Here is a 21,472-nt window from a genome sequence, read left to right as displayed (position 1 = left end):
GTAGCAGTCGCAGGCGCAGTCCATGAGGCTGGCACTGGGGTGTTGGCGGGTCGCGCGTTGTCTGCTAAAAGCCATCTGGACACGCAGACCCGATGGATCATCGCCTTGTCAGAGCCTTATTCAGCGCTGTTGCGCCTGCAGTTGCGCCACGAAGATCTCTCCAGATGGCTGGCGGCGCCCCTGCCTTCGCCATCCCGATGGTCCGACTGGCGATGCATCGCCGGGCCGTGGCGCTTGGGCAACGGTGAATGCCTGGCGTCTTCAAGCGACGAGGCGTTGGATGAACTGCTCGTAGACTGCCAGGCCCTGCTGGCCCGCTACCCCGACAATCGCGCCGCATTGAAGGCCTTCCTTGCATCCGCGCAGGCCGAGAACATCCAGGTTGCCGCCTATGACCGCACTGGTACGCACTTTGTTGCGGGATCGCTGACGTATTCGGAAAGCCTCTACGATCTCATCGCGTTTCTGACTGTGGCACGGGGCGCGGCCGATTTCCTGAAGGCGGGCGACCACGGGGTGGCACTGGTCCACGACTATCTCTGGGCAGAGGAAGGTGAGCGCGAGACCGTTGCCGCGATTGCCCTGGCCGGCCAGGGGCAAACCGGATTCCTTTCTTCCACGGACCTGGATACCGCTGCCGCGCCCTTCGACACCTTGGTGGATGCCATGCTGGACGCTGAGGACGACCCGGCGTTTCAACCACGCAACCAGCTTGATCAACTCTGACCGGCGCCGCGTGGAATCCGGAAAAACGACAGCCAGGACCCTGATATGAAAGGACATCACGCCCGCCGCGCGCACCGCCGCATGCGTTGGCTCCTGACACTGGGCCTCGGCGCCCTGGTGGGACCCGCCGTGGCAGGCACAACGCAACCGGAACGCACCTGGCTTGTCAGTGGGGCGGAGCTCATCACGCTGCTGCAGGGCAAAGGCGCTGATGGGTTCTGCGATGGCGAACACTGCCGGGGGCTGTCCAGCGCCCGGGCCAGCAGCTACATACTGGGCGTTGCCGATGCCAGCCGCGGGCAGTGGTGTGGGCAGGGCCGGATCCTTCCGCATGAACTGGTCTCAGGTGTCTTCCCATCTCCGGCAGCTGCCCCGCGGGCGACTGCGGCAGGATGCGTCTGCCCTGGTTGTCGAAGCGCTGCGTACGTCGTTCCCCTGTAATCGCGCCGCCTCGCCTGGTGGCCGTGCCGAGCCCGGCAAAGCAGGATGAAACACCAGTCCAGCCCGGCATTCCGCACCATGCAGCCCACCCCGCGCGGGCGTTCTGCACGCCTGCGACACGGTGCATTCACGGCTGCCGACATCCGCGCACGCCACACTGCGCGTTCCTTCCACGGCACGGGGTGCAGCATGGCCACCTGTGATGTCTGCGGCAACGATTATGACAAGAGCTTCACCCTCCAGCAGGGCGGACGCAGCGGTACGTTCGATTCGTTTGAGTGCGCTATCCACGCATTCGCACCGCGTTGCGCGCACTGCGACTGCGCCATCATCGGACACGGTGTCGAGGGAAACGGCCGTATCTTCTGCTGCGCACATTGCGCCGGTCATGCCGGTGTAAAGGGTATCGCAGACCGGGCGTGAACCGGATGCAACGCCATCCGGCGGTCATGCCGGCACAAGAGAGGCAAGCCGTGCGACGCGGGCGGCGCCGGAATCGGCGAGCAGCGCCATTGCGCGCTGTTTCTGCGCCGGCATCCCCGCCACGGCCTCCCGTGCCAACACTACGTCGAATTCCCTGGCGTTGGCATCCAACGCGGTTGCCAGAACACAGGAATCGGCCGTCATCCCGGTGAGCCAAAGACGCCGCACGCCCAGCTTGGCCAGCAGAACCGGCAGCGGGGTGGCGAGGAACGCCGAGTGCTTGGGCTTGAGCACGAAGTAGTGATCGGGCAAGGGGGAGAGCAGCTCGGCTATCCGCCCGGCTGGCCCCCCGTCCCGGCGGCACTGTTCGACCTGTTGGCGGAAGTCACGCTTCCAGTCCGAGAAATTGTCATTGGCATAGATGACCGGCCATCCGTGGTCATCGAAGTGGTCTCTCAAGCGCCGGATCTGTCTGGCCGCCCGCTCCGCGGCCGGTACCAGCGCCTGCGCCCCCGGGAAGTCGAAGCGACTGAACATGTCGATGATCAGCAAGGCCGGTGATGGGTCATCCGCCATCGTTCAATCTCCTGTCTGCGCGTGCGGGGCCTCGACCGGCTTGGATTGCGGTGAGTCCTTCTGCCGCAGGAAGATCGTAAGCACGACCAGCGACAGCACGGCAAGGAATTCGCTCTGCCAGTTCTGCATCGATTCGAACCAGAACGTGCTGCTGCCCAGATGCTCCAGGAAACCCGGCGCCGGCAGCCCCTGCAACTGCTGCTCGGCCTGCTCGGCGCGCCAGCTGCCCATTGCATGCAGCGTAAAGCTGAGCAGGAACAACAGGCCGAAGGCGATCGCAAGCGAGTGGCTGTATACCGCCTTCCATGCGCCACCGCGGCGAACCGGCCACGGCGCAGGTCCCGGCTCGACGCGATTCTGTTCCTGTGCGGGATCCAAGGGCCGGGATTCGGCCGAGCCGCGTTGACGCAGGCTCACCGTCAGGAGGACGTACATCCCCATCTGCAGGAATTCGCTTTCCCAGTTCTCGAACGTTGCACTGACAAAGTGGCCGGTCGCCAGGTAGTGCCAAAGGTCGATCGGGGCGCGCCCGTGCTGTATCAACTCCTGATTGTGCACGTGATGTCCCGCGACCGCCTGCCCGACAATGAACACGACAGTGAGTGCAAGCAGTACCAGCGAGAGACCGTTGCGTCTCCACATGCAACACCTCGTTCAGGCTGACCAGGAACCATGCGCGCAGCTTGCGCCGGCAGCGGCCCATGGCTTGTGAATCCGGCGCATCCAGAATGTGAGGCGGACTCAACGCTTGCCCGTGGGATCGGGATCAGGTCGTTCGTAGTCCTCGGGGACGGCCTTGGGGCCATCGCCGTCGTCAGGCATGTCGTGCTCCTTCCACTTCGCTCGATCATTGCGCCGCTTGTCCGGCGTGTGCGCCTTCGACTGATCATCCACGTCTGTTGTTGGATTGAAAGGCAGCTTGTCGTTCATGGTGGGCTCCTGTGGCGGGTATTCGCAGCGTGGCCCGGGCCGGGTTAACGCAATGGCGCCGCGGAATGAACGCTGCGCACACCCGGATGTCACCGAAGCAGGAGGGAGGCCCTGCGATGCTGGCGTTCCGATCTTCTGGAGAAGCACGATGCAGGCATTGACCTATCACGGCCGCAAGGATGTGCGCGTCGAGACCGTGCCGGACCCGGTGCTGGCAGCTGAGGACGACCTGATCCTGAGGGTGACCGCCACCGCCATCTGTGGGTCGGACCTGCACCTGTACAGGGGCAAGATTCCCGATCTGCACGACGGCGATGTGCTGGGCCACGAATTCATGGGCGTGGTGGAAGAGGTCGGCAGCGGCGTAACCCAGGTGAGGCCGGGCGATCGCGTGGTGATTCCTTTCGTGATCGCTTGTGGCGAGTGCTTCCACTGCCGGCTGGCCGAGTATGCCGCCTGCGAGACCACCAACCCGGGCAAGGGCGCTGCGCTGAACCAGAAGGGCCTTCTGCCTCCGGCGGCGTTGTTCGGATACAGCCATCTGTATGGCGGCGTGGCAGGCGGACAGGCCGAATTCGTGCGCGTGCCCAAGGCGAATGTGGGGCCGCTGCGCATTCCGGAAGGCGTGGCTGACGAACAGGTTCTGTTCCTGTCGGACATCCTGCCCACCGGCTATCAGGCCGCGCTGAACGCAGGGGTCAAGCCGGGCTCGACAGTGGCGATCTTCGGTGCCGGCCCGGTTGGGCTGATGAGCGCGGCCTGCTGCCGGCTGCTGGGAGCGGAGACCATCTTCATGGTCGACCATCTTCGCTACCGCCTGGACTACGCGCGTCGTGCCTACGGTGTGACAACGATCGACTTCAAGGAGATCGAAGACCCGGCCGACTACATCCTGACCCAGACCAGTGGGCGCGGCGTGGATGCCTGCATCGAGGCCGTCGGTTTCGAGGCCGAGGGCAGTGCGCTGGAGTCAGCGCTGACCGCCGTGAAACTGGAAGGCAGCAGCGGCGTGGCCATCCGTCAGTGCATCGCAGCCGCCCGCCGCGGCGGCGTGATCAGCATTCCCGGTGTCTATGCCGGTTTCATCCACGGGTTCCTGCTGGGAGATGCGTTCGACAAGGGCCTGACATTCAAGATGGGGCAGACCCACGTGCAGGGACTGATGCCGGAACTGCTCGACGCCATCATGGAAGGAAAGCTGGATCCTGGGGACATCATCTCGCACCGGATGCGCCTGGCCGACGCAGCGCAAGGTTATGCGATGTTCGATGCCAAGGACGACGACTGCCGCAAGATCGTATTGACGCCCTGAGCAGGCCGTCATGAGCGGGATTGTCATGGCCTGTGTCTACGCAGTCTGGCTGTCCGCCGGTGCGCTGGACTTCCACTTCCACCGGCGTACCGACCTGCCGCACACGTCCGCGATGCGCGAGAGCCTGCTGCATGGGCTGCAGCTGCTGCTCATCGGCAGCGGCGTGCTGGCATGGCTCGTGCTGGAAAGCACCTGGTCGCTCATCACGCTGCTGGCGGTCCTGGTCATCGCCCACGCAATCGCCGGCTACTTCGACACCGTCAGCGCGGACGGGCGGCGACGCATCAGCCCGGCCGAGCAGCACGTGCACAGTGTGCTCGACGCCGCTCCTTGGGTCCTGCTGGGCTGGGTGGCGTGGCAGGCCGAACCTCGATGGGCAGTCAGTGTGGCCCCGGCAGCACCGGCGCTCTGGTGGTTCGTATTGCTGCCGGCGCTTGGCCTGGTGGTGTTGCCATGGCTGTGGGAGCTGCGCCAGTGCGTGCTTGCCAGGGAACATCGCCAGCGGTGACCGCGTGAGGAACACTGCGCCGGGTATTCATGTGGCCGCCACATCGCCAAGACAGTGATGTGACCGCAGGGCGCCTACGTCCATGACCCATTTTCATTGCAGGCCGGGCATTCCGTCGCATCGCAGCAGGCGCGGGGGCGTCAGCACTCCCGGATCCAGCCCGAGCCCATGAAATCAAGGTTCATCGAGCACTGTGTGACCTGTTCACTGTGCGCGTTTACGGCGCGTGAACGCTGCCGACCTTAGATTCATCGGCTGGGAGAGTAGGAGCGGCCGATGCCGAACAGCGCGATTGTCTATGTCAGCCAGGCTGTCCCCGGGTTCACCCCGGAATGCCTGGCTGCGCTTATGGAAGATGCGGCCCGCTTCAACCGATCGGCGGGCGTGACCGGCGTCCTGTTGTTTGACGGACAGCGCTTCCTGCAATACATGGAAGGCCCCGCCGACGGGCTGGATGTTGCCTTCTCCCGCGTGAGCGGCGCCCGCAGCCACACCGAACTGACCGAGCTCGGGCGTGGCCGCGTCGGGCAGCGGCGATTGCCGTTCTGGCCGATGCGCTGCCTGTCGGTCAGCGTGGGCGAGCTGCAGAGGATCGCCCTTGCTGACTGGAGCCGTTTCATCCAGCGGGCGGTAACGAGCCAGAACGAAGCCGAAGCGATGGAGAAGCTGCTCGCAATCGTTGAGCCCTACGCGAACGCCGCTTGAAGTCCGGGACCGGTGTTAGCGCAGTGTGCAGCCGAGGGGACGGGGCGGTGCCTCAGCGCCTGAAGGCCCTCATCCCCGCCTACAACGGGGCAGCGATCATTGCCATGCAGGAAACCTCCTGCGCCAGAAGGAACGAATGTGCCCCTCCGCGCGATCGCCTACGCAAGTGAGGCGATACCGGGGCTTTCCATGGACCATGTGGACGACCTCGCCAGGGCCGCCACCCGCTTCAACTTCGAAGCCGGCGTGACGGGTGTACTTCTTTATGACGGGCTCCGCTTCCTCCAGTACATCGAGGGACCGGAAGACAGCATCAACGTGGTGTACAGCCGCATTCTCAGTGCCCGCAGCCATTGCGAGCTGATCGAACTGGGCCGCGGCAGGGTTTCCGGCCGGTTCTTTCCCTACTGGTCAATGCGGCTGCTGTGGGTACAGGGCTCTGATATCCGGGATGTGGCGCATGGCAACTGGGATGGGCTGTCCCGTGGTGGTGCGCTGCGCCAGCTGCGCCTGGTGGTGGCCCCGCACCTGGGTTGACCGCTGTGGCTGGGGTCAGTGTGCGGAAGAGGGTGCGCAGGCGTCGCCCACCACGCGCCGCACAGTGTCCTGCAACTGACCGACGTGGAATGGTTTGGCCACGAAGGCGGCGCGGCGGTGGCGCTGCGGCACCAGCTGGTCATAGACCGCGGAGACGAACAGGTAGGGGATGCCGAGTTCCGCCAGGCGATCCGCGACTGGGAACACCACGCCGTCGCGAAGCTCGACATCCAGCACGGCGCCGTCGAATCGCTGGGTGTCCAGCAGTCCCAGCGCGTCGAACACGCTGTACGCGTGCGTCACCTGGTCGCCGGCGTCCTCAAGTGCATGTTCCATCAGTGCTGCCAGGTCGAGCTGGTCTTCCACCAGCAGCAGGTTGCATCTGCGCTGGCTCATTCCGGATTGCATGTGTGCAGCCTGTATTGCTTCGGGAGCGCCAGTCTGTGCTGTGCAGCATCAATATGGTGCGTGCGGGTTGTCAGCCCGGCGCGAAGCCCGTGAAGCGCGCATCCAGCACCGTCGAGGCGGCTTGCAGGGCCGGATGGAGCTCGTTGACGGCGCCTTGGCACGTGCCATGGATACTGCCGCCGTCCCCCGCATCGGAGCTTCTCTCATGCCGCTATCCGGAACCGATTCTGCTTCTCCACGCGTCCTGCGTCTGGAGTGCATGCCGCTGGACTGCGGTGGCACTGCCATCGTAGTGGAACTGGACCGCATGCCTGAACGCACGTGGATGAAGTCGCTCAAGCGGGCGCTGCAGGCCGACGATCTCCTGGAGGGCGCGCACGCCAAGTTCGATGGGCGCTTCGTGTATGTCGTGGGCGTGGAGGGCGGCGCTCATCGCATGCAACATCGTGTGGTACAGGCGCTGGTGGCAACGGACGCTCCGCGCGCGTCGGGTGGCAGCCTGCAAGGTCGAGCCGGCGGCGCGGCACTGTCCAGCCCGGTGCCCTGATCGCGTAACGGAGCCAGCCCGCGGTCCGTGCATGTTATCGCTGCATCAGGGCGGCGTGCAGCGGCCACCTCCAGCGGTTCACACCGCCCGACAAGGCGGTGATTGCCAGCGCTCCACCATGTTCTCCGGAGGCATGTCGCCCCAGACCGGAGATCGAGATGGCAGACCACAACGACACCCGACGCGAACGCCTGCTGAAATGGCTGCAGGATGCCTACGCCATGGAGCAGGAAGCGGAGACCATGATGAAGGCCATGGCTTCGCGGATCGAGAACTACCCCCAGCTTGCTGCCCGGATCGGCCAGCACGTCCAGGAGACACAGGGGCAGGCCGCTTCCCTGCGGCAGTGCATCGAGGCGCTGGGAGGAAGTGTGCCCACCGCAAAGGGATTGTTCGCCAGCATGACCGCCGCCATCCACGCCGCTGGCAACACCCTGATGGAAGATGAGGTGGTCAAGAGCGTGGGCCTTTCGTTCGGCTTCGAGAACACCGAGATCGCCACGTACCGGGCGCTGGTGATCGCTGCCGAGCGCGCTGGCGCGCCCGACATTGCGGCGGTGTGTGGCCAGATCCTGCAGGAAGAGGTTGCCATGGCGCGCTGGCTGGAGGACCACCAGGACGGCCTGGTCGGCGCGTTCCTCAACCGTGACGAAACGCCTGGCGCCCAGGCCAAGCGTTGACCGCGAAGCCAGCCCACGCCAGCCACTGGAGAAATCCTCATGTTCTTTCATCACAAGAAACTCATGTACACCGTGCGTGTTCGCGAATCCAATCCGCAGCTCGCCAGCCTCATGCTTGAGCAGTTCGGCGGCCCGCAGGGCGAGTTGGCCGCTGCGATGCGCTACTTCACCCAGGGACTTGGCGAATGCGATCCCGGGCGCAAGGACCTGTTGATGGACATCGCCACCGAGGAGATCAGCCACCTGGAGATCATCGGCACCATCATCGCCATGCTCAACCGCGGGCCCAAGGCGATCCAGTCCGAAGGGCTTGCCGAGGCCGAGGACATGCGGCTGCTGGGCCAGAACAGCACCAGCCACACCGAACAGATCCTGTACGGCGGCGGCCCGGCGCTGGTCAATTCCAGCGGGGTGCCGTGGACAGCCGCCTACATCGACTCGATTGGTGACCCCAGCGCCGACCTGCGCTCGAACATTGCGGCCGAAGCGCGCGCCAAGCTGGTGTATGAGCGCCTGATCAACGTCACCGACGACCCGGGCATCAAGGATGCGCTGCGCTTCCTGATGACCCGCGAGATCGCGCACATGAAGTCGTTCGAGAAGGCGCTGCACAGCATCCAGCCCAACTTCCCACCGGGCAAGCTGCCGGGGGATCCCGCGTTCACCGATCTGTACATGGACATGTCGCAGGGCGACGGCGCCGACGACCTGCAGGGCAGCTGGAACAGCGGCGAGCTCTGGGAGCGGGTCAGCGACCGCGAGGCACAGGCTGCGGTGGACGGTGGCGACGGCAGCGGCACGGTGGACCTGGATCCACGCGAACAGGCCGCGGTGCAGGCCATGACCCTGCGCACGCTCTCCGACCCGGAAGCGCGGCCGACCACCGGGGCAGAGCTGGGGGCTGGCCCGGGTGCAGGCGCACTGGACCTGCCACAACGCGAGCCATGAAAAACCTGGGGCGCCCGCCTGCGGCACCCCAGTTGAAACGCCCGTGAGCAAACCCAGGGCGCAGGAAAGTGGGCGGACATCACGTCCGCCCACGAAGGGGTACATCGGGTTTCAACGCCGATCAGCGCTGCTGGCCACCGCGGTTGTTGCCACCGCGCTGCTGCTGTTGCTGCCCGCCTCCCTGGTTGCCGCCCTGGTTGCCACCACCGCGGCTGTTCTGGCCGCCTTCGCGGCCGATGTCGGCCATGTGCTGGCGGTCCTGGCTCACTGCTTCGCCGCCCTTGCGGCCGGCTTCGCGTGCTTCTTCCGAGCTGAATTCATGGGCGTTGCCTGACTCGTGCGCGGCACGTCCACCCTTGGCGGCGATCTCGCGCTGCTTGTCCTCGTCCATCGAAGCGAAACCGCGGTTGCTGTTGCCCTGGTTCTGGTTCTGGTTGGCCATGGAAAGTCTCCTTGGGTTCAGCCGCCCGATTGGCGGCAGCGACCATCTTCCAGATCCGACGCTAGACGGCGGTGGCATGCCTGCCAACGTGGCGTCATCCGGAAGCCCGCGATTCCTCATCCTGCCTCCACGAACCATGGTGAACGCGTGTGCGCATCGGCAGGCACGTCTTCCACAACCCAACCGCGCGTCAACGCGATGCGGAAGGGCTACGCCACAGTTCGACGCAGCCTCCACACCGATCTCACCGCGCGTACGATCCGTGTGGCTAAGGTAGAGCGGTCTGCAACAACCGGTGGTGCCATGCCTTTTCGAGCAATTGCCTACGTAAGTGAAGCCTCCCGCAACCTGACGGAACAACGGCTGCAGCAGCTTGTGGCGGAGGCGGTGCAGTTCAACGAATCCGTCGATGTCACCGGCACACTGCTGTTCGATGGCTCGCGCTTCCTGCAGTACCTGGAAGGCCCGGAGGCAGGAATCAAGGCCGCTTACACGCGCGTTCTGGCCGCCAGCAGCCACAGTGGAATCGTCGAGCTGAACCGGGGCAGGGTGGGGCGTCGACAGTTTCCGCACTGGCGGATGCGCAGCGTGCGGGTGGACGAGCTGGCGCTCGGAAAGATCGCCATCTCCGACTGGACCGGCTTCGTGCGCAGCGCGTCGGCGCTGCAGTCGGGCACCAGTGCCCTGGATCGACTGCTATCGGTCTCGCAGTCGCACACGGAGGCAGCTGCGGCCAGCATCACGGAACTGGACGGGCAGCTGGCACGATGAAGGACACAGCCGCCCCGGTTGCGCCCGTCCCACCACGCGTCGGTTGTGCGGGATGGTCGCTGCCGCGGGCGGATCAGGAAGCGTTCGGCGCGGGCGAAAGCCTGCTGCAGCGCTATGCCACACGCCTGTCGATGGTGGAGATCAACTCGTCCTTCTATCGACCGCACCAGCCCAGGACTTACGCGCGATGGGCCGCGAGCGTTCCGGAGGGCTTCCGGTTCGCGGTGAAACTCCCGCGCGAGATCAGCCATGAGCGTCGGCTGCGCGATGCAATGCAACCGCTCGAACAGTTCCTTGAAGGCGTGCTGGCGCTGGGCGGAAAGCTCGGTCCGTTGCTGCTGCAGTTGCCGCCCAGCCTGGTGTACGACACGATCACGACCGAAACCTTCCTGCGGGGCCTGCGCGCACGCACGCGAGCCGACCTGGCGTGCGAGCCGCGCAACCCGAGTTGGTTCACGCCGGAGGTCGATGCGCTGTTGAGCGCGCATGGCGTTGCACGGGTCGCCGCGGATCCGGCACGTGTGCCGGCGGCAGCGATCCCCGGCGGTGACCGCACGTGGAGCTACTGGCGCTGGCACGGCCAACCGCAGATCTATCGCAGTACGTACAGTGAACAGGCCCTGGCCGGGCTCGCGGAACGGCTGCGGCGCGAATCCGACGCGCAACGACCCGCCTGGTTCGTACTGGACAATACCGCACTGGGCCATGCCACCCGCAACGCCCTGCGCCTGCAGGCGCTGCTGTCGGAGAACGCACATGCCTGAAGGCCCTTCCATCGTGCTGTTGCGCGAAGCCGCAAGCCATTTCAAGGGGCACGTGGTCCGCACCGTGTCCGGTAACAGCCGCATCGACCTGTCACCGCTGCAGGGCCGCAGGGTCAAGGCGGTCCGCAGTTGGGGCAAGCACTTCCTGCTGGAGTTCAGCCGCCACACGCTACGCATCCATCTGATGATGTTCGGCAGCTGGCGCATCGATGAAAGGAAGCCAACCCCGCCGCGTGTATCCCTGATGTTCGACAATGGCGAGCTGAACTTCTATGCGTGCTCCGTGCGGCTGATCGATGAGCCGTTGGACGATGTCTACGATTGGCGCGCGGACGTGATGAACGATGCCTGGGATCCGAAGCTGGCCCGGCGCAAGCTGAAGGCCCTGCCGGACGTCATGGTCTGTGATGCGCTCCTGGACCAGACCGTCTTCGCCGGCGTGGGCAACATCATCAAGAACGAGGTGCTGTTCCGGATAGGCGTGCATCCCGCCTCCCGGCTGGGCGACCTGCCGCCACGCAGGCTTACCGCCTTGATCGAGCAGGCTCGCGCCTACAGCTTCGATTTCCTGGAGTGGAAGCGCCGCTTCGAGCTGAAGAAGCATTGGCAGGTGCACACGAAAAAGGTCTGTCCCCTGTGTGGTGGCCCGATCAGCAAGCTCTATCTGGGGACGACGCGGCGACGCACGTTCTTCTGTCCCAATGATCAGGTACTGTACGGGACCTGAGGCTGCCGTCCGTGGCAGCCGGGTTCCGCGGCGCGCCGATCAGGCGGCCTGTGCAGCCTTGGCGTTGCCGCCGCCCTTGGCCAGCAGGGTCAGCTTCTCGTCGGTGGCCTTCTCTTCCTCCAGCGTCTCCAGCAGCAGCGGCAGGGCGTCCTTGTAGCCCAGCTGCTTGGCCAGCGCGGCGATGGTGCCGTAGGACGCAATCTCGTAGTGCTCGACCTTCTGCGCGCCGCCGATCAGGGCCGCATCCCGCACCGGTCCCTTGTCGATGCTGTCGATCACTTCCTTGCCTTCTTCCACCAGGCCCTCCATCGCCGCACATTTGATGCGCTTCAGGCGAATGCCCAGGATCTCCACCACCTGGTCGATGCGCTCGATCTGGCCCTGGGTTTCTTCCAGGTGCGTCTCAAACGCCATGGCCAGGTCCGGGTTCTCGGCCGCACGGGCCAGGCGTGGGAGGGCCTTGGTCAGCTGCTTCTCGGCGCTGTAGATGTCCGAGAGTTCGTGGATGAACAGGTCTTCCGCCGTCTTGATAGCCATACTGGGCTCCGCAGTGAGTGGAGTGCGCAGCGTAGGTCCTGCCCGGTTGCGATCGGGCAGGGGCCAGGTGAAGGCGGCATGGGAACGTCCACCCGAACTCTGCGCGCTGTCTTCACGATGCGGAATCTGTCGGCATCTGTTGCCGCCGATGCATCCAGGTCTTCGCCATGGCTTCACAATGGCATCGCTTCGTACCCATGCACCGGCCGGTACGGTCACTTCACGCCCGATCACCCGTGGAGACTCCCATGAGCGATGACAAGAAGAACACCGGCAGCCCGGACCGGGATCGTATCAACGTCAATGAAGATTACGAGCTGCAGTACTGGACCGCGACGCTGGGCGTGTCCGCCGCAGAACTTCGTGCCGCTGTCGCGGCGGTCGGCCCCACCGCCGTTGCGGTCCGCAAGCATCTGGGAAAATAGCGCGGAGTTGCCCATGTCCCTGGTCGAGTACCGCCGCAAGCGTCGTTTTGACCAGACCCAGGAGCCCGAGCCGGGCAAGGCGCTACCAAAAGGCCAACGCGCCATCTTCGTGGTGCAGTTGCACCATGCCAGCCGCAGGCACTACGACTTCCGCCTGCAGGTCGGGGACGCGCTGAAGAGCTGGGCCGTGCCCAAAGGGCCCAGTTACGACCCGAAGGTCAAGCGCATGGCGGTGGAGGTGGAGGATCATCCTGTCGACTACGCGACCTTCGAAGGCGAGATCCCCAAGGGCCAGTACGGCGGTGGCCATGTTGCCCAGTTCGACCACGGTGTATGGGCCACGCAGGGCGACCCGGAAGCACAGCTTGCCAAGGGTCATCTGCGCTTCGAGCTGTTCGGCGCCAAACTGAAGGGCGGATGGCATCTGGTCCGCTCCGGGAAGCCGGCGCGCCAGCCCCAGTGGCTGCTGTTCAAGGACGACGACGAATTTGCCGGCGATATCGAGGCGGACGATCTGCTGGCGGATGTCGCTGAACCCCCTCCGGAGGATCTGAAGCGGTCGGGTGCCGGCAAGACTGCAAAGAAGAGGCTCGCCACAGTACCTGCCAGGCGCACCCGGCCAAAGAACTGGGCGAAGAAGGCCCTGGCGCTCAGCAGGGCAAGAAAGGGCGCAGCGCCGTCCGGTCCATTCGAACCGCAGTTGGCCAAGCTGGGAGACGCGCCGCCCCAGGGCGAGCAGTGGGTCCATGAGATCAAATGGGACGGGTACCGCATCCTTGCCACGGTCGCCGAGGGCAATGTGCAGCTCTGGTCCAGGAATGCACTGGAGTGGACCGGCAAGATCCCCGAGATACGTGACGCGGTGGCGGCGCTGGGCCTGACTTCAGCCGCACTGGACGGCGAGCTCATCGCCGGCGCCGGCACCAAGGAGGACTTCAACCTGCTGCAGGCCACGCTCTCCGGCGAGCGCCAAGGCGTGCTGACGTATGCACTGTTCGATCTGCTGCATCTTGATGGTGTGGATGTCGCTGATGCGCCCTTGCTGGAGCGCAAGGCCCTGTTGCAGTCCGTGCTGGAAGGGCAGGGCAGCCCATTGGCGTTCAGTTCGCATGTGCAAGGCGATGGCGATGAAGCCTATCGCGTGGCCGGCGAGCAGCATTTCGAGGGCATCATCTCCAAGCGCGCCGACCGCAGCTACCACAGCGGCCGCAGCGAGGATTGGCGCAAGACCAAGCAACTGGCCAGCGACGAGTTCGCGGTGGTCGGATATACCGCACCCAAAGGCAGCCGCACGGGCTTCGGCTCGCTGCTGCTGGCCCGGCCGGATGCGAAGCATGGCTGGCTCTACGCCGGCCGCGTCGGCTCTGGGTTCTCGGACGAACTGATCGGCGACATCAGCAAGCGCATCAAGGGCGGTGGCGGCCGCAAGCCGACCGCCTACGTGCCCACACAGGACACCGACCTGCGCGCTGCGACCTGGTTCGAACCGCGTTTCGTGGTCGAGGTCTTCTATCGCGGGATCGGCGGGCAGAAGCTGTTGCGCCAGGCGTCGCTGAAGGCGGTGCGGGCCGACAAGGATATCGCCGACCTTGCCGATTCCGATCGCGCTGGAACGTCCCCGGCGGCGGCGCGCGCACCGGCACCCTCGCGACCTGCGCGCAGGACCAGGAAGGCACCGGTGGCGGATCGCGTGCCGCCGTCGCTGTCGTCTCCGGGCAAGATCCTGTTTCCCGGCGACGGTTACACCAAGCAGGACGTATGGGATTACTACACGGCAGTGATGGATCATCTCCTGCCCGAGGTGATTGATCGCCCGCTGTCGATCATCCGATGCCCCAGTGGCACCGCAAAACCCTGCTTCTTCCAGAAACACCATACGGCCGGACTGGAACTGGTCGACGCGGCAAGGCTGAAGGAAGAAAGCGGCATCAATGCCCATTACCTGGTCGTGCGCGACCCGGCCAGCCTGCTCGAACTGGTGCAGTTCAACGCATTGGAATTCCATCCGTGGGGCAGCCACGCCGAAGCGCCCGAGCTGGCCGACCGGGTGGTGTTCGATCTGGATCCAGGACCGGACGTGCCCTTTGCCGAGGTCAAGAAAGCGGCCACCGACATCCGCAAACTGCTGGCGCAGCTGGAGCTGGAGTCATTCCTGCGTGTATCCGGCGGCAAGGGCCTGCACGTGGTCGTGCCGCTCAATCCGGGATGCGATTGGGATCTGACCAAGCGCTTTGCGAAGGGTTTCGCCGAAGCCCTGGCGCAATCCGAGCCGCAGCGGTTCCTGGCAACAGCCACCAAAAGCCTGCGCAACAAGCGGATCTTCGTTGACTATCTGCGAAACGGGCGCGGAGCAACGGCGGTCGCATCCTACTCGTTGCGGGCCAGGCCGGGGGCACCGGTGGCGCTGCCGATTGCATGGGGGGATCTGTCCAAACTCAAGCGCGCCGACGCGTTCACGATCAGGGATGTGCCAGCAAAGCTCAAACGGCGCCGCAGGGACCCGTGGGCCGGCATCGACAAAGTGAAACAGAATCTTGCGCGATGGGCGCAGGCAGACGGGTAGCCCGGGCGCGCTCTGCGTACCGTCTGTCTGTCCGAACCCAACTGATCCACAAAATACACAGCGTCGGAACATACCGGCGGCGCGGTTGGCCTATGCTCTCGACACGGGATCTGGGGGGATTCGCTACAGGAGCAGCCAATGCCGATCAGGGCAGTCGCATACGTGAGTGAAGCGGCCCCAGCCGTTGCGGGTGACCCGCTGGGTCTGGGCAGCGTGAAGCTGGACGAACTGGTGGACGACGCCGCCCGCTTCAACCGGAATGCCGGCGTCACCGGTGTCCTACTGTTCGACGGCGCCCGCTTCCTGCAGTACCTGGAGGGGCCCGAGGACGGCTTGAGCGTGGCGTACTCACGGGTGCTCGGTGCTACCAGCCACACGGGACTGATCGAGTTGCAGCGCGGCAGGGTAGGCAACCGGCGTCTCCCGTTCTGGCCGATGCGCTGGCTCCCGACGCAGCCGGCGGCGTTGAGACGCCTGGCCTGCGCAGACTGGCTGGGGTTTGTGCAGCACAGCGACGGCCAGGCCGACGCTGAGACGGCGATGGATATCCTGGCCAGGCTGGTCGAACCCTATGCCATCGCGGCCTGACGTACTGGCTTAACCACCTCCATGGCGCGCCGCCCACGGGATCTCTCCGCTGCACACGTTGAGGTGCCCGGTGCGCATCACGCAATACATCCGGGCATCGGAGTCGGCACTGGCAGCAATGAAGTCCAGCGCCTCGGCGAGCATTTGGATGAACTGCGGCTCGGGGTAGAACGCCGCCCATTCCGGCAGCATTTCCTCCAGCTGCGCGATCATCAGGTCGATCTCCAGGGGCGTGCTCACAGCGGGTTCCTCCTTCCAGGCACGCTAGCGACCGCACTGCAAGGGAGGCGTCGTCGCCCGCACAGCGGGCGCAGGCGTATCGCCTACGCGATGTTCACCCGCCCTTGATCGGCATCGCTGCTGCTACGCGTGTGAGCATTTTCTGCACTGACGCACCACTGCTGTTTCACCCCCAACGGCGTATCAGGGAAGGCTTCCAGCTGACTCTGCAAGGGTGTATTCATGGCCGACCCGTTACCGCGCGCCAGCCTCTGGTCCCGTGATGCCGAATCGAACAGCTTCCGCCCACTTGCCGGAACCACGCAGGCGGACGTGCTGGTGGTTGGTGCTGGCATGACCGGCCTGCTGACAGCGGCCCGCCTGGCCGATAGCGGCCTGGATGTGCTGGTGGTCGATGCGGGGCCCATCGGCGGGCGCAATACGGTGATGTCCACGGGCAATCTTTACGCGCCGGTTTCCCGGCTGGCAGACCTGATCGCGCGTTGGGGCGGTGACACGGCCCGTCGCATCGTGCAGTGGCGGCAGCAGGCGCTGCGGTCCATCGAAACACTGGTTCACCGCTACGATCTGCGCTGTGGCTTCGAACGCGTGGCCATGCAGTACGGCATGCAGGAGCGCACCCGTGAGGTCACTGCGCGATTCGAGCGTGAGCTGCAGGCCTATCAGCGCGTCGGCCTGCAATGCGAACACCACCAGTCCGGGCTGCCGTTCGCATTGGGCCACGCCTTCCGCGTTGCCGAGCAGGCGCAATTGGATCCGGCGGCGTTCTGCATTGAGCTGGCGCGACATCTGGCGGGCCGGGTGCGCATCCACGACTGGACCCGGATCAACAGCATCGAGGCATCCGCCGGGGTTGCGACGGCCGACGGAGCCCGCATCCACGCCAGGCACTTCGTGCTGGCCACCCATTCGCCAGCCGGTTTCAACCTGGTGCAGGCCGAGATGGAGGTCTACCGCGAATACGGCGTGGCGGTACCGGTTGCCACGCCGCCCGCGGCAGGCATTCATTGGATCGCCGATCGGCACCGCTCGCTGCGCGGGGTGCGCGGCACTGACGGCCGTGACTGGCTGGTGCTGGTCGGCGAGACCCACCGCACCGGCGAAACGCCGCCCATGGATCCAGCCCAGCATCTGGTGGCCGACGCGCATCGCAATTTCACCGTGCAGGGCGAACCGCTGTGCTGGTCCGCGCAGCAGTTCCGTGCAGCCGACCAGCTGCCCTACATCGGCAGCAGCGCGCACGACAATGTGTGGCTGGCCACCGGCTATGGGCCAGACGGCTTGACCTGGGCGGGCGTGGCCGCGCGTGCGATCACCGAGGGAATCATCGGCACGACCAGCGAGATCGAGCAGCTGCTCAGCCCCATGCGCTTCACACCGGTGCGCTCGGCGGCCGGCTGGGCCCGTACCAATGGCACGGTTGCGCGGCACATGGTGGGAGATCGCCTTGCTGCTGCGCCGTCGCACTCACCCACCGAGCTGGCCCGTGGCTGCGGCGCATTGCTGGACGTCGATGGAAAGCGGACTGCGGTCTACCGCGACGAGGGAGGACGCCTGCACACGATGTCGGCGCTCTGCCCGCACCTGAAGTGCGTTGTTCAATGGAATGGCCATGAGCGCACATGGGATTGCCCTTGCCACGGCAGCCGCTTTTCCGCCACCGGAGCGCTGCTGGAAGGCCCTGCCAGGCAGGGCCTCACACCAGAACAGTTATAGGCGCAGGCAGCCGCCGGAACAGCGACCTCAGGCTTCGGCGGCCGCGTCCGCATCGCAGGGCATGCAGCGCTCCTTCTTGGACTTGATGTCTGCAGCGGTCTTCGCCAGTGCCTCGTAACGCTGGCGTATCTCTTCAAGGTGGGCCGGCTCCATCGACTCGAGGTTCAACAGCTCCTGGTTTGCGTCCTTGCTGACACGGATCAGTTCATCCAGTTTGATGTGCAGCGCTGCGGTATCGGCGTTCTGCGTATGCTGGATCAGGAACACCATCAGGAAGGTCACGATGGTCGTTCCCGTATTCACCACCAGCTGCCACGTGTCATTGAAGTGGAAGGCCGGCCCGCTGGCAGCCCAGGTGATGATCACCCCCAGCGCTGCGACGAATGCCCCCAGGCTGCCGGACAATCGCGCCGTCGCGGCCGCGACACGGGCGAAACCGCGCCGGATCACTGGTCACCTCCGCCGGCCTCCTCATCCGTTCGGCGGTCTGGCAGCCTGACCCGCTCCCCAAGGCGCTTGGCCTGCTCGTCCGGCGTGGGTGCAGCGACGAAGGGAGAGATCGGGTCGCTGGCGGGGAAGGTTTCCTGCAGCGCTTCGTCATGATTGCGGTGGTTGTGCAGCTTTGCCTGCAGCGGACTGACAGGCTCGGGGCGCTGCGCCTCCGTGTCCGGATGGGGAAGGTCTTTCTGGTCGCGTTGCATGGTACATCTCCAGGTTGATCACCACCTCGCAGGTGGCGGGCCCAGCATAGGAATGCGCTGTGAGCGGCCCCATCAAGGGCGGGGCAACGTGGCGTCAATCCTTCAGGCAACGCGCGTTAACAATCAGCAGGGTGGGGGCCCCCGGGGGCGGCCACGGCGACGCCACGCCAGCACCTGGCCCACGACCGCCGTCAACAGCAGCATTGCATTGGTCACCACGAAGACCACGCTGCCGAGCATCGCGCTGTAGACCGTGAACAGCGCAGATGCAGTCATCTGGCCTGCGAACAGCCACCTGGACACGGCTTCCGGGTTGGACGACTGCCACTGCTTAACCATCTGCCGGATCAAGGTTGCCATCAGTACCGCCGTGGCGGCCCAGCCGAGTACGTCGGGGTGCATGGCAGCCTCCGGTGTGTGGGCTCTCCACGCTAGCGCGTGGCTGGGCAACGCCGTACGAAGGGGAGGTGAAGACAGCATCCCGCCTCCGGCGCCCTCGCGCCATTCACTCCGCACCGGCGACAATGGCCGCTCGGGCGCACCATGCGCGATCCGCCCACCGAATGCAGGAATGCTGAGATGTCCAACACCCCCTTTGGCGAGTCGTCATGTGCTGCCGCAGCCAGCGGCTGCATCGAGGTCCGCGGTGCGCGCGAGCACAACCTGAAGAATGTCGATGTCTCCATTCCACGCAATGCGCTGGTGGTGTTCTCCGGCGTATCGGGGTCCGGCAAGTCCTCGTTGGCCTTCGGCACGGTCTTCGCCGAGGCGCAGCGGCGCTACTTCGAATCCGTCGCACCGTATGCGCGCCGCCTGATCGACCAGGCGGGCGTGCCGGACGTGGACGCCATCGACGGCCTGCCGCCGGCGGTCGCCCTGCAGCAGCAGCGCGGTGCCAGCAATGCACGTTCATCGGTGGGCAGCGTGACCACGCTGTCCAGCCTGGTGCGCATGATGTATTCGCGTGCAGGCGCGTACCCGGCCCACCAGCCCATGCTGTACGCCGAAGACTTCTCGCCCAACACTCCGCAGGGTGCCTGCAGCACCTGCCACGGTCTGGGGCACGTCTATGAAGTGACCGAAGCGCTGATGGTGCCGGACCCATCGCTGAGCATCCGCGAGCGCGCCATCGCCTCCTGGCCACCGGCCTGGCATGGCCAGAACCTGCGCGACATCCTGGTCACGCTGGGCTATGACATCGATGTGCCATGGAAGAAGCTGCCGAAGAAGGACCGGGACTGGATCCTGTTCACCGAGGAAACCCCGACCGTGCCGGTCTATGCCGGCTTCACGCCCGCCGAGACCCGCGCCGCGCTCAAGCGCAAGCTGGAGCCCAGCTACATGGGCACGTACACCGGGGCACGCCGCTACGTGCTGCACACCTTCGCCAACACCCAGAGCGCGCTGATGCGCAAGCGTGTTTCCCGCTACATGGAGGGCCGGCTGTGCCCCGCCTGCCACGGAAAGCGCCTGAAGCCGGAAGCGCTTTCGGTCACCTTCGCCGGCGTGGACATCGGCGAGTTCATGCGGCTGCCGCTGGATCAGCTGGCAGCGTTGCTCGAGCCCATCGCGCAGGGCAACTTCAGTGCACACAGCCACGGCGCGCGTACCAGCAGGCGTGCAACGCCCCGTGATCGCGCCAAGCGGGCAGCAAGTGGCCGCGCGACCCACGAGGGCGCCCCCGACGTGCGCCTGACCTCGGCCCTGTCAGAGGAAAAACGCCTGGCGGCACAACGGCTGGCGGCCGGGGTCATGGCGCGGGTACGACAACTTCGCGGGCTCGGCCTGGGCTATCTCTCGCTGGATCGCGCCACGCCCACGCTGTCGGCCGGCGAGCTGCAGCGCCTGCGCCTGGCCACGCAGCTCAGCGCGTTGCTGTTCGGCGTGCTGTACGTGCTCGACGAACCCTCGGCCGGCCTGCATCCGGCCGACAGCCAGGCGCTGTACGACGCACTGGAACGGCTGCGCGACGGCGGCAACTCGGTGTTCGTTGTTGAACATGATCTGGAGCTGATGCGCCGCGCGCAGTGGCTGGTGGATGTGGGCCCGCAGGCAGGGGAACATGGCGGGCGCGTTCTCTACAGTGGCGAGCCTGACGGCCTGCGCGACGTTCAGGATTCGCGCACGGCGCAGTACCTGTTCGACCGGGTGCCTGCGCCGGCCAGCCGGCAGCGCAGTGCCAACAGCTGGCTGGAGCTGAAAGGCATCTACCGCCACAACCTGCACGGCGTGGATGCGCAGGTGCCGTTGGGGTTGCTGACCGCAGTGACCGGCATTTCCGGATCGGGCAAATCCAGCCTGATGGCGCAGGCGCTGCCCGAGCTGATGCTGCTGCACCTGGGGCACGAGACGGTAGATGACAGCGCCGACAGCGCGCCCATGGATGGACCCACCGTGATCGAAGCCACGCGCGGCCAGCTGGCCGGCGACGTGGACGCCATCCAGCGCGTGGTACAGGTAGACCAGAGGCCCATCGGCCGCACGCCACGCTCCAACCTGGCTACCTACACGGGCCTGTTCGACCATGTGCGCAAGCTGTTTGCCGCGACACCCGACGCGCGCCGCCGCCGTTTCGACGCGGGCCGCTTTTCATTCAACGTGGCCAAGGGGCGATGCGAGACCTGCGAAGGCGAGGGCTTCGTCAGCGTCGAACTGCTGTTCATGCCCAGCGTCTATGCGCCATGCCCGACCTGCCATGGCGCCCGCTACAACCAAGCCACGCTGAAGGTGCTGTGGAACGGCCGCAACATCGCCGAGGTCCTGCAGATGACGGTGGACCAGGCCCATGCGTTCTTCGCCGAAGAAGCGGCCATCGCCCGCCCGCTGCAGCTGCTGCAGGAGATCGGCCTGGGCTACCTGCGGCTGGGCCAGCCAGCCACGGAACTTTCAGGTGGCGAGGCGCAACGCATCAAACTGGCCACAGAGCTGCAGCGCAGCCAGCGCGGGCGCTCGCTGTACGTGCTGGATGAACCCACCACCGGCCTGCATGCAGCAGACGCGGACAGGTTGCTGGTGCAGCTTCAGCGGCTGGTGGACGCAGGCAACACAGTGGTAATGATCGAGCACGACATGCGGTCTGTCGCACAGGCGGACTGGGTGATTGATGTAGGGCCTGGTGCAGGCAGCGCGGGCGGCACCATCGTGGCGGCCGGGGCGCCGCATCAGGTGGCCCGCGCCAAGGGCAGCAGGACGGCACCGTTCCTGGCCAGGGAGTTGGCGCTTGTGTAGAGCCGAGTCATGCTCGGCTATCGATTTCC

At 65.6% G+C, this 21,472-nt stretch carries 27 protein-coding genes; 17 read left to right on the top strand and 10 right to left on the bottom strand.

Annotated features, from left to right (window positions below; translation table 11 throughout):
• Window positions 1-105: 105 nt before the first annotated feature.
• On the top strand, window positions 106-726 hold the full coding sequence (locus tag KXV01_RS08175) for a hypothetical protein (RefSeq protein WP_263467667.1): 621 nt from the start codon (window positions 106-108) through the stop codon (window positions 724-726).
• Window positions 727-1,356: 630 nt separating this feature from the next.
• A complete protein-coding gene (locus KXV01_RS20010; RefSeq protein ID WP_080354781.1) occupies window positions 1,357-1,590 on the top strand; it encodes a hypothetical protein in 234 nt (77 codons plus the stop codon).
• A gap of 24 nt (window positions 1,591-1,614) precedes the next feature.
• On the opposite strand, the gene KXV01_RS08165 is transcribed toward KXV01_RS20010, so the two are convergent.
• From KXV01_RS08165 to KXV01_RS08155, 3 genes are all read right to left on the bottom strand, one after another.
• Window positions 1,615-2,166, bottom strand: coding sequence for an isochorismatase family cysteine hydrolase (locus KXV01_RS08165; protein ID WP_049441000.1), 552 nt, complete (start codon window positions 2,164-2,166; stop codon window positions 1,615-1,617).
• Window positions 2,167-2,169: 3 nt separating this feature from the next.
• Window positions 2,170-2,808, bottom strand: coding sequence for a DUF6766 family protein (locus KXV01_RS08160; RefSeq protein ID WP_049441003.1), 639 nt, complete (start codon window positions 2,806-2,808; stop codon window positions 2,170-2,172).
• A 99-nt stretch (window positions 2,809-2,907) separates the two neighbouring features.
• Window positions 2,908-3,096: a hypothetical protein gene (locus KXV01_RS08155; RefSeq protein ID WP_005409707.1), complete on the bottom strand. Its 189-nt coding sequence runs from the start codon at window positions 3,094-3,096 to the stop codon at window positions 2,908-2,910.
• 148 nt (window positions 3,097-3,244) lie between these two features.
• Between KXV01_RS08155 and KXV01_RS08150 the strand changes: the two genes are divergently transcribed.
• The 4 genes from KXV01_RS08150 to KXV01_RS08135 all read left to right on the top strand — a co-directional run bounded on the left by KXV01_RS08150 (window position 3,245) and on the right by KXV01_RS08135 (window position 6,158).
• A complete protein-coding gene (locus tag KXV01_RS08150; protein WP_111207500.1) occupies window positions 3,245-4,408 on the top strand; it encodes a zinc-dependent alcohol dehydrogenase in 1,164 nt (387 codons plus the stop codon).
• Between the two features lie 10 nt (window positions 4,409-4,418).
• The gene (locus KXV01_RS08145; protein ID WP_049441006.1) at window positions 4,419-4,916 is read left to right on the top strand and encodes a hypothetical protein; all 498 of its coding nucleotides are present in this window, start codon (window positions 4,419-4,421) and stop codon (window positions 4,914-4,916) included.
• 276 nt (window positions 4,917-5,192) lie between these two features.
• Window positions 5,193-5,621 (top strand): BLUF domain-containing protein, encoded by a 429-nt coding sequence (locus tag KXV01_RS08140; protein ID WP_049441009.1) that lies wholly within the window; start codon window positions 5,193-5,195, stop codon window positions 5,619-5,621.
• Window positions 5,622-5,759: 138 nt separating this feature from the next.
• Entirely contained in the window at window positions 5,760-6,158 is a 399-nt protein-coding gene (locus KXV01_RS08135; RefSeq protein ID WP_164283890.1) for a BLUF domain-containing protein, read from the top strand.
• Window positions 6,159-6,173: 15 nt separating this feature from the next.
• Here KXV01_RS08135 and KXV01_RS08130 read toward each other — a convergent pair whose 3' ends face one another.
• On the bottom strand, window positions 6,174-6,566 hold the full coding sequence (locus KXV01_RS08130; protein ID WP_111097390.1) for a response regulator: 393 nt from the start codon (window positions 6,564-6,566) through the stop codon (window positions 6,174-6,176).
• A gap of 307 nt (window positions 6,567-6,873) precedes the next feature.
• Here KXV01_RS08130 and KXV01_RS08125 point away from each other — a divergent pair, with 307 nt between their 5' ends.
• The 3 genes from KXV01_RS08125 (at window position 6,874) to KXV01_RS08115 (ending at window position 8,741) form a co-directional block, all read left to right on the top strand.
• Entirely contained in the window at window positions 6,874-7,113 is a 240-nt protein-coding gene (locus tag KXV01_RS08125) for a hypothetical protein (protein ID WP_241898812.1), read from the top strand.
• 158 nt (window positions 7,114-7,271) lie between these two features.
• Window positions 7,272-7,793, top strand: coding sequence for a ferritin-like domain-containing protein (locus tag KXV01_RS08120; protein WP_049416479.1), 522 nt, complete (start codon window positions 7,272-7,274; stop codon window positions 7,791-7,793).
• Between the two features lie 39 nt (window positions 7,794-7,832).
• A complete protein-coding gene (locus KXV01_RS08115) occupies window positions 7,833-8,741 on the top strand; it encodes a manganese catalase family protein (RefSeq protein WP_263467666.1) in 909 nt (302 codons plus the stop codon).
• A 121-nt stretch (window positions 8,742-8,862) separates the two neighbouring features.
• Here KXV01_RS08115 and KXV01_RS08110 read toward each other — a convergent pair whose 3' ends face one another.
• Entirely contained in the window at window positions 8,863-9,183 is a 321-nt protein-coding gene (locus KXV01_RS08110; protein ID WP_049416473.1) for a KGG domain-containing protein, read from the bottom strand.
• Between the two features lie 303 nt (window positions 9,184-9,486).
• Between KXV01_RS08110 and KXV01_RS08105 the strand changes: the two genes are divergently transcribed.
• From KXV01_RS08105 to KXV01_RS08095, 3 genes are read left to right on the top strand one after another with little or no spacing between them, the layout of a single operon-like run.
• Entirely contained in the window at window positions 9,487-9,954 is a 468-nt protein-coding gene (locus KXV01_RS08105; protein ID WP_049416469.1) for a BLUF domain-containing protein, read from the top strand.
• Entirely contained in the window at window positions 9,951-10,718 is a 768-nt protein-coding gene (locus tag KXV01_RS08100; protein ID WP_263467665.1) for a DUF72 domain-containing protein, read from the top strand. Before KXV01_RS08105 ends, KXV01_RS08100 begins: the two co-directional genes overlap by 4 nt.
• A complete protein-coding gene (locus tag KXV01_RS08095) occupies window positions 10,711-11,445 on the top strand; it encodes a DNA-formamidopyrimidine glycosylase family protein (protein ID WP_049441020.1) in 735 nt (244 codons plus the stop codon). The genes KXV01_RS08100 and KXV01_RS08095 overlap by 8 nt, the downstream gene beginning before the upstream one ends.
• Window positions 11,446-11,484: 39 nt before the next feature.
• Here KXV01_RS08095 and KXV01_RS08090 read toward each other — a convergent pair whose 3' ends face one another.
• Complete coding sequence (locus KXV01_RS08090; protein ID WP_049441022.1) at window positions 11,485-11,982, bottom strand: ferritin-like domain-containing protein; 498 nt, start codon at window positions 11,980-11,982, stop codon at window positions 11,485-11,487.
• A 248-nt stretch (window positions 11,983-12,230) separates the two neighbouring features.
• On the opposite strand from KXV01_RS08090, the gene KXV01_RS08085 reads away from it, so the two are divergent.
• From KXV01_RS08085 to KXV01_RS08075, 3 genes are all read left to right on the top strand, one after another.
• Window positions 12,231-12,407: a DUF3606 domain-containing protein gene (locus KXV01_RS08085; protein ID WP_065426543.1), complete on the top strand. Its 177-nt coding sequence runs from the start codon at window positions 12,231-12,233 to the stop codon at window positions 12,405-12,407.
• A 13-nt stretch (window positions 12,408-12,420) separates the two neighbouring features.
• On the top strand, window positions 12,421-14,970 hold the full coding sequence (gene ligD / locus KXV01_RS08080; RefSeq protein ID WP_263467664.1) for a DNA ligase D: 2,550 nt from the start codon (window positions 12,421-12,423) through the stop codon (window positions 14,968-14,970).
• Between the two features lie 138 nt (window positions 14,971-15,108).
• Entirely contained in the window at window positions 15,109-15,558 is a 450-nt protein-coding gene (locus KXV01_RS08075; RefSeq protein ID WP_049416458.1) for a BLUF domain-containing protein, read from the top strand.
• Between the two features lie 9 nt (window positions 15,559-15,567).
• On the opposite strand, the gene KXV01_RS08070 is transcribed toward KXV01_RS08075, so the two are convergent.
• Window positions 15,568-15,798, bottom strand: coding sequence for a hypothetical protein (locus KXV01_RS08070; protein WP_049441027.1), 231 nt, complete (start codon window positions 15,796-15,798; stop codon window positions 15,568-15,570).
• A gap of 222 nt (window positions 15,799-16,020) precedes the next feature.
• Here KXV01_RS08070 and KXV01_RS08065 point away from each other — a divergent pair, with 222 nt between their 5' ends.
• On the top strand, window positions 16,021-17,514 hold the full coding sequence (locus KXV01_RS08065; protein WP_111207502.1) for an FAD-dependent oxidoreductase: 1,494 nt from the start codon (window positions 16,021-16,023) through the stop codon (window positions 17,512-17,514).
• A gap of 27 nt (window positions 17,515-17,541) precedes the next feature.
• Here the strand turns inward: KXV01_RS08065 and KXV01_RS08060 are convergent, their stop codons facing one another.
• From KXV01_RS08060 to KXV01_RS08050, 3 genes are all read right to left on the bottom strand, one after another.
• The gene (locus tag KXV01_RS08060; protein WP_019336571.1) at window positions 17,542-17,964 is read right to left on the bottom strand and encodes a low affinity iron permease family protein; all 423 of its coding nucleotides are present in this window, start codon (window positions 17,962-17,964) and stop codon (window positions 17,542-17,544) included.
• The gene (locus tag KXV01_RS08055; protein WP_049416445.1) at window positions 17,961-18,215 is read right to left on the bottom strand and encodes a hypothetical protein; all 255 of its coding nucleotides are present in this window, start codon (window positions 18,213-18,215) and stop codon (window positions 17,961-17,963) included. Before KXV01_RS08055 ends, KXV01_RS08060 begins: the two co-directional genes overlap by 4 nt.
• Window positions 18,216-18,338: 123 nt before the next feature.
• On the bottom strand, window positions 18,339-18,617 hold the full coding sequence (locus KXV01_RS08050; RefSeq protein ID WP_049416443.1) for a hypothetical protein: 279 nt from the start codon (window positions 18,615-18,617) through the stop codon (window positions 18,339-18,341).
• A gap of 177 nt (window positions 18,618-18,794) precedes the next feature.
• Here KXV01_RS08050 and KXV01_RS08045 point away from each other — a divergent pair, with 177 nt between their 5' ends.
• Window positions 18,795-21,443, top strand: a complete 2,649-nt coding sequence (locus KXV01_RS08045; protein WP_111097099.1) for an excinuclease ABC subunit UvrA — start codon at window positions 18,795-18,797, stop codon at window positions 21,441-21,443.
• Window positions 21,444-21,472 lie beyond the last annotated feature (29 nt).

Source organism: Stenotrophomonas sp. Ps181, assembly GCF_025697425.1.
Taxonomy (GTDB): Bacteria; Pseudomonadota; Gammaproteobacteria; order Xanthomonadales; family Xanthomonadaceae; genus Stenotrophomonas; species Stenotrophomonas sepilia.
Note: the sequence above shows the minus strand (reverse complement) of the source record. Positions and strands in the feature narration are given on the sequence as shown.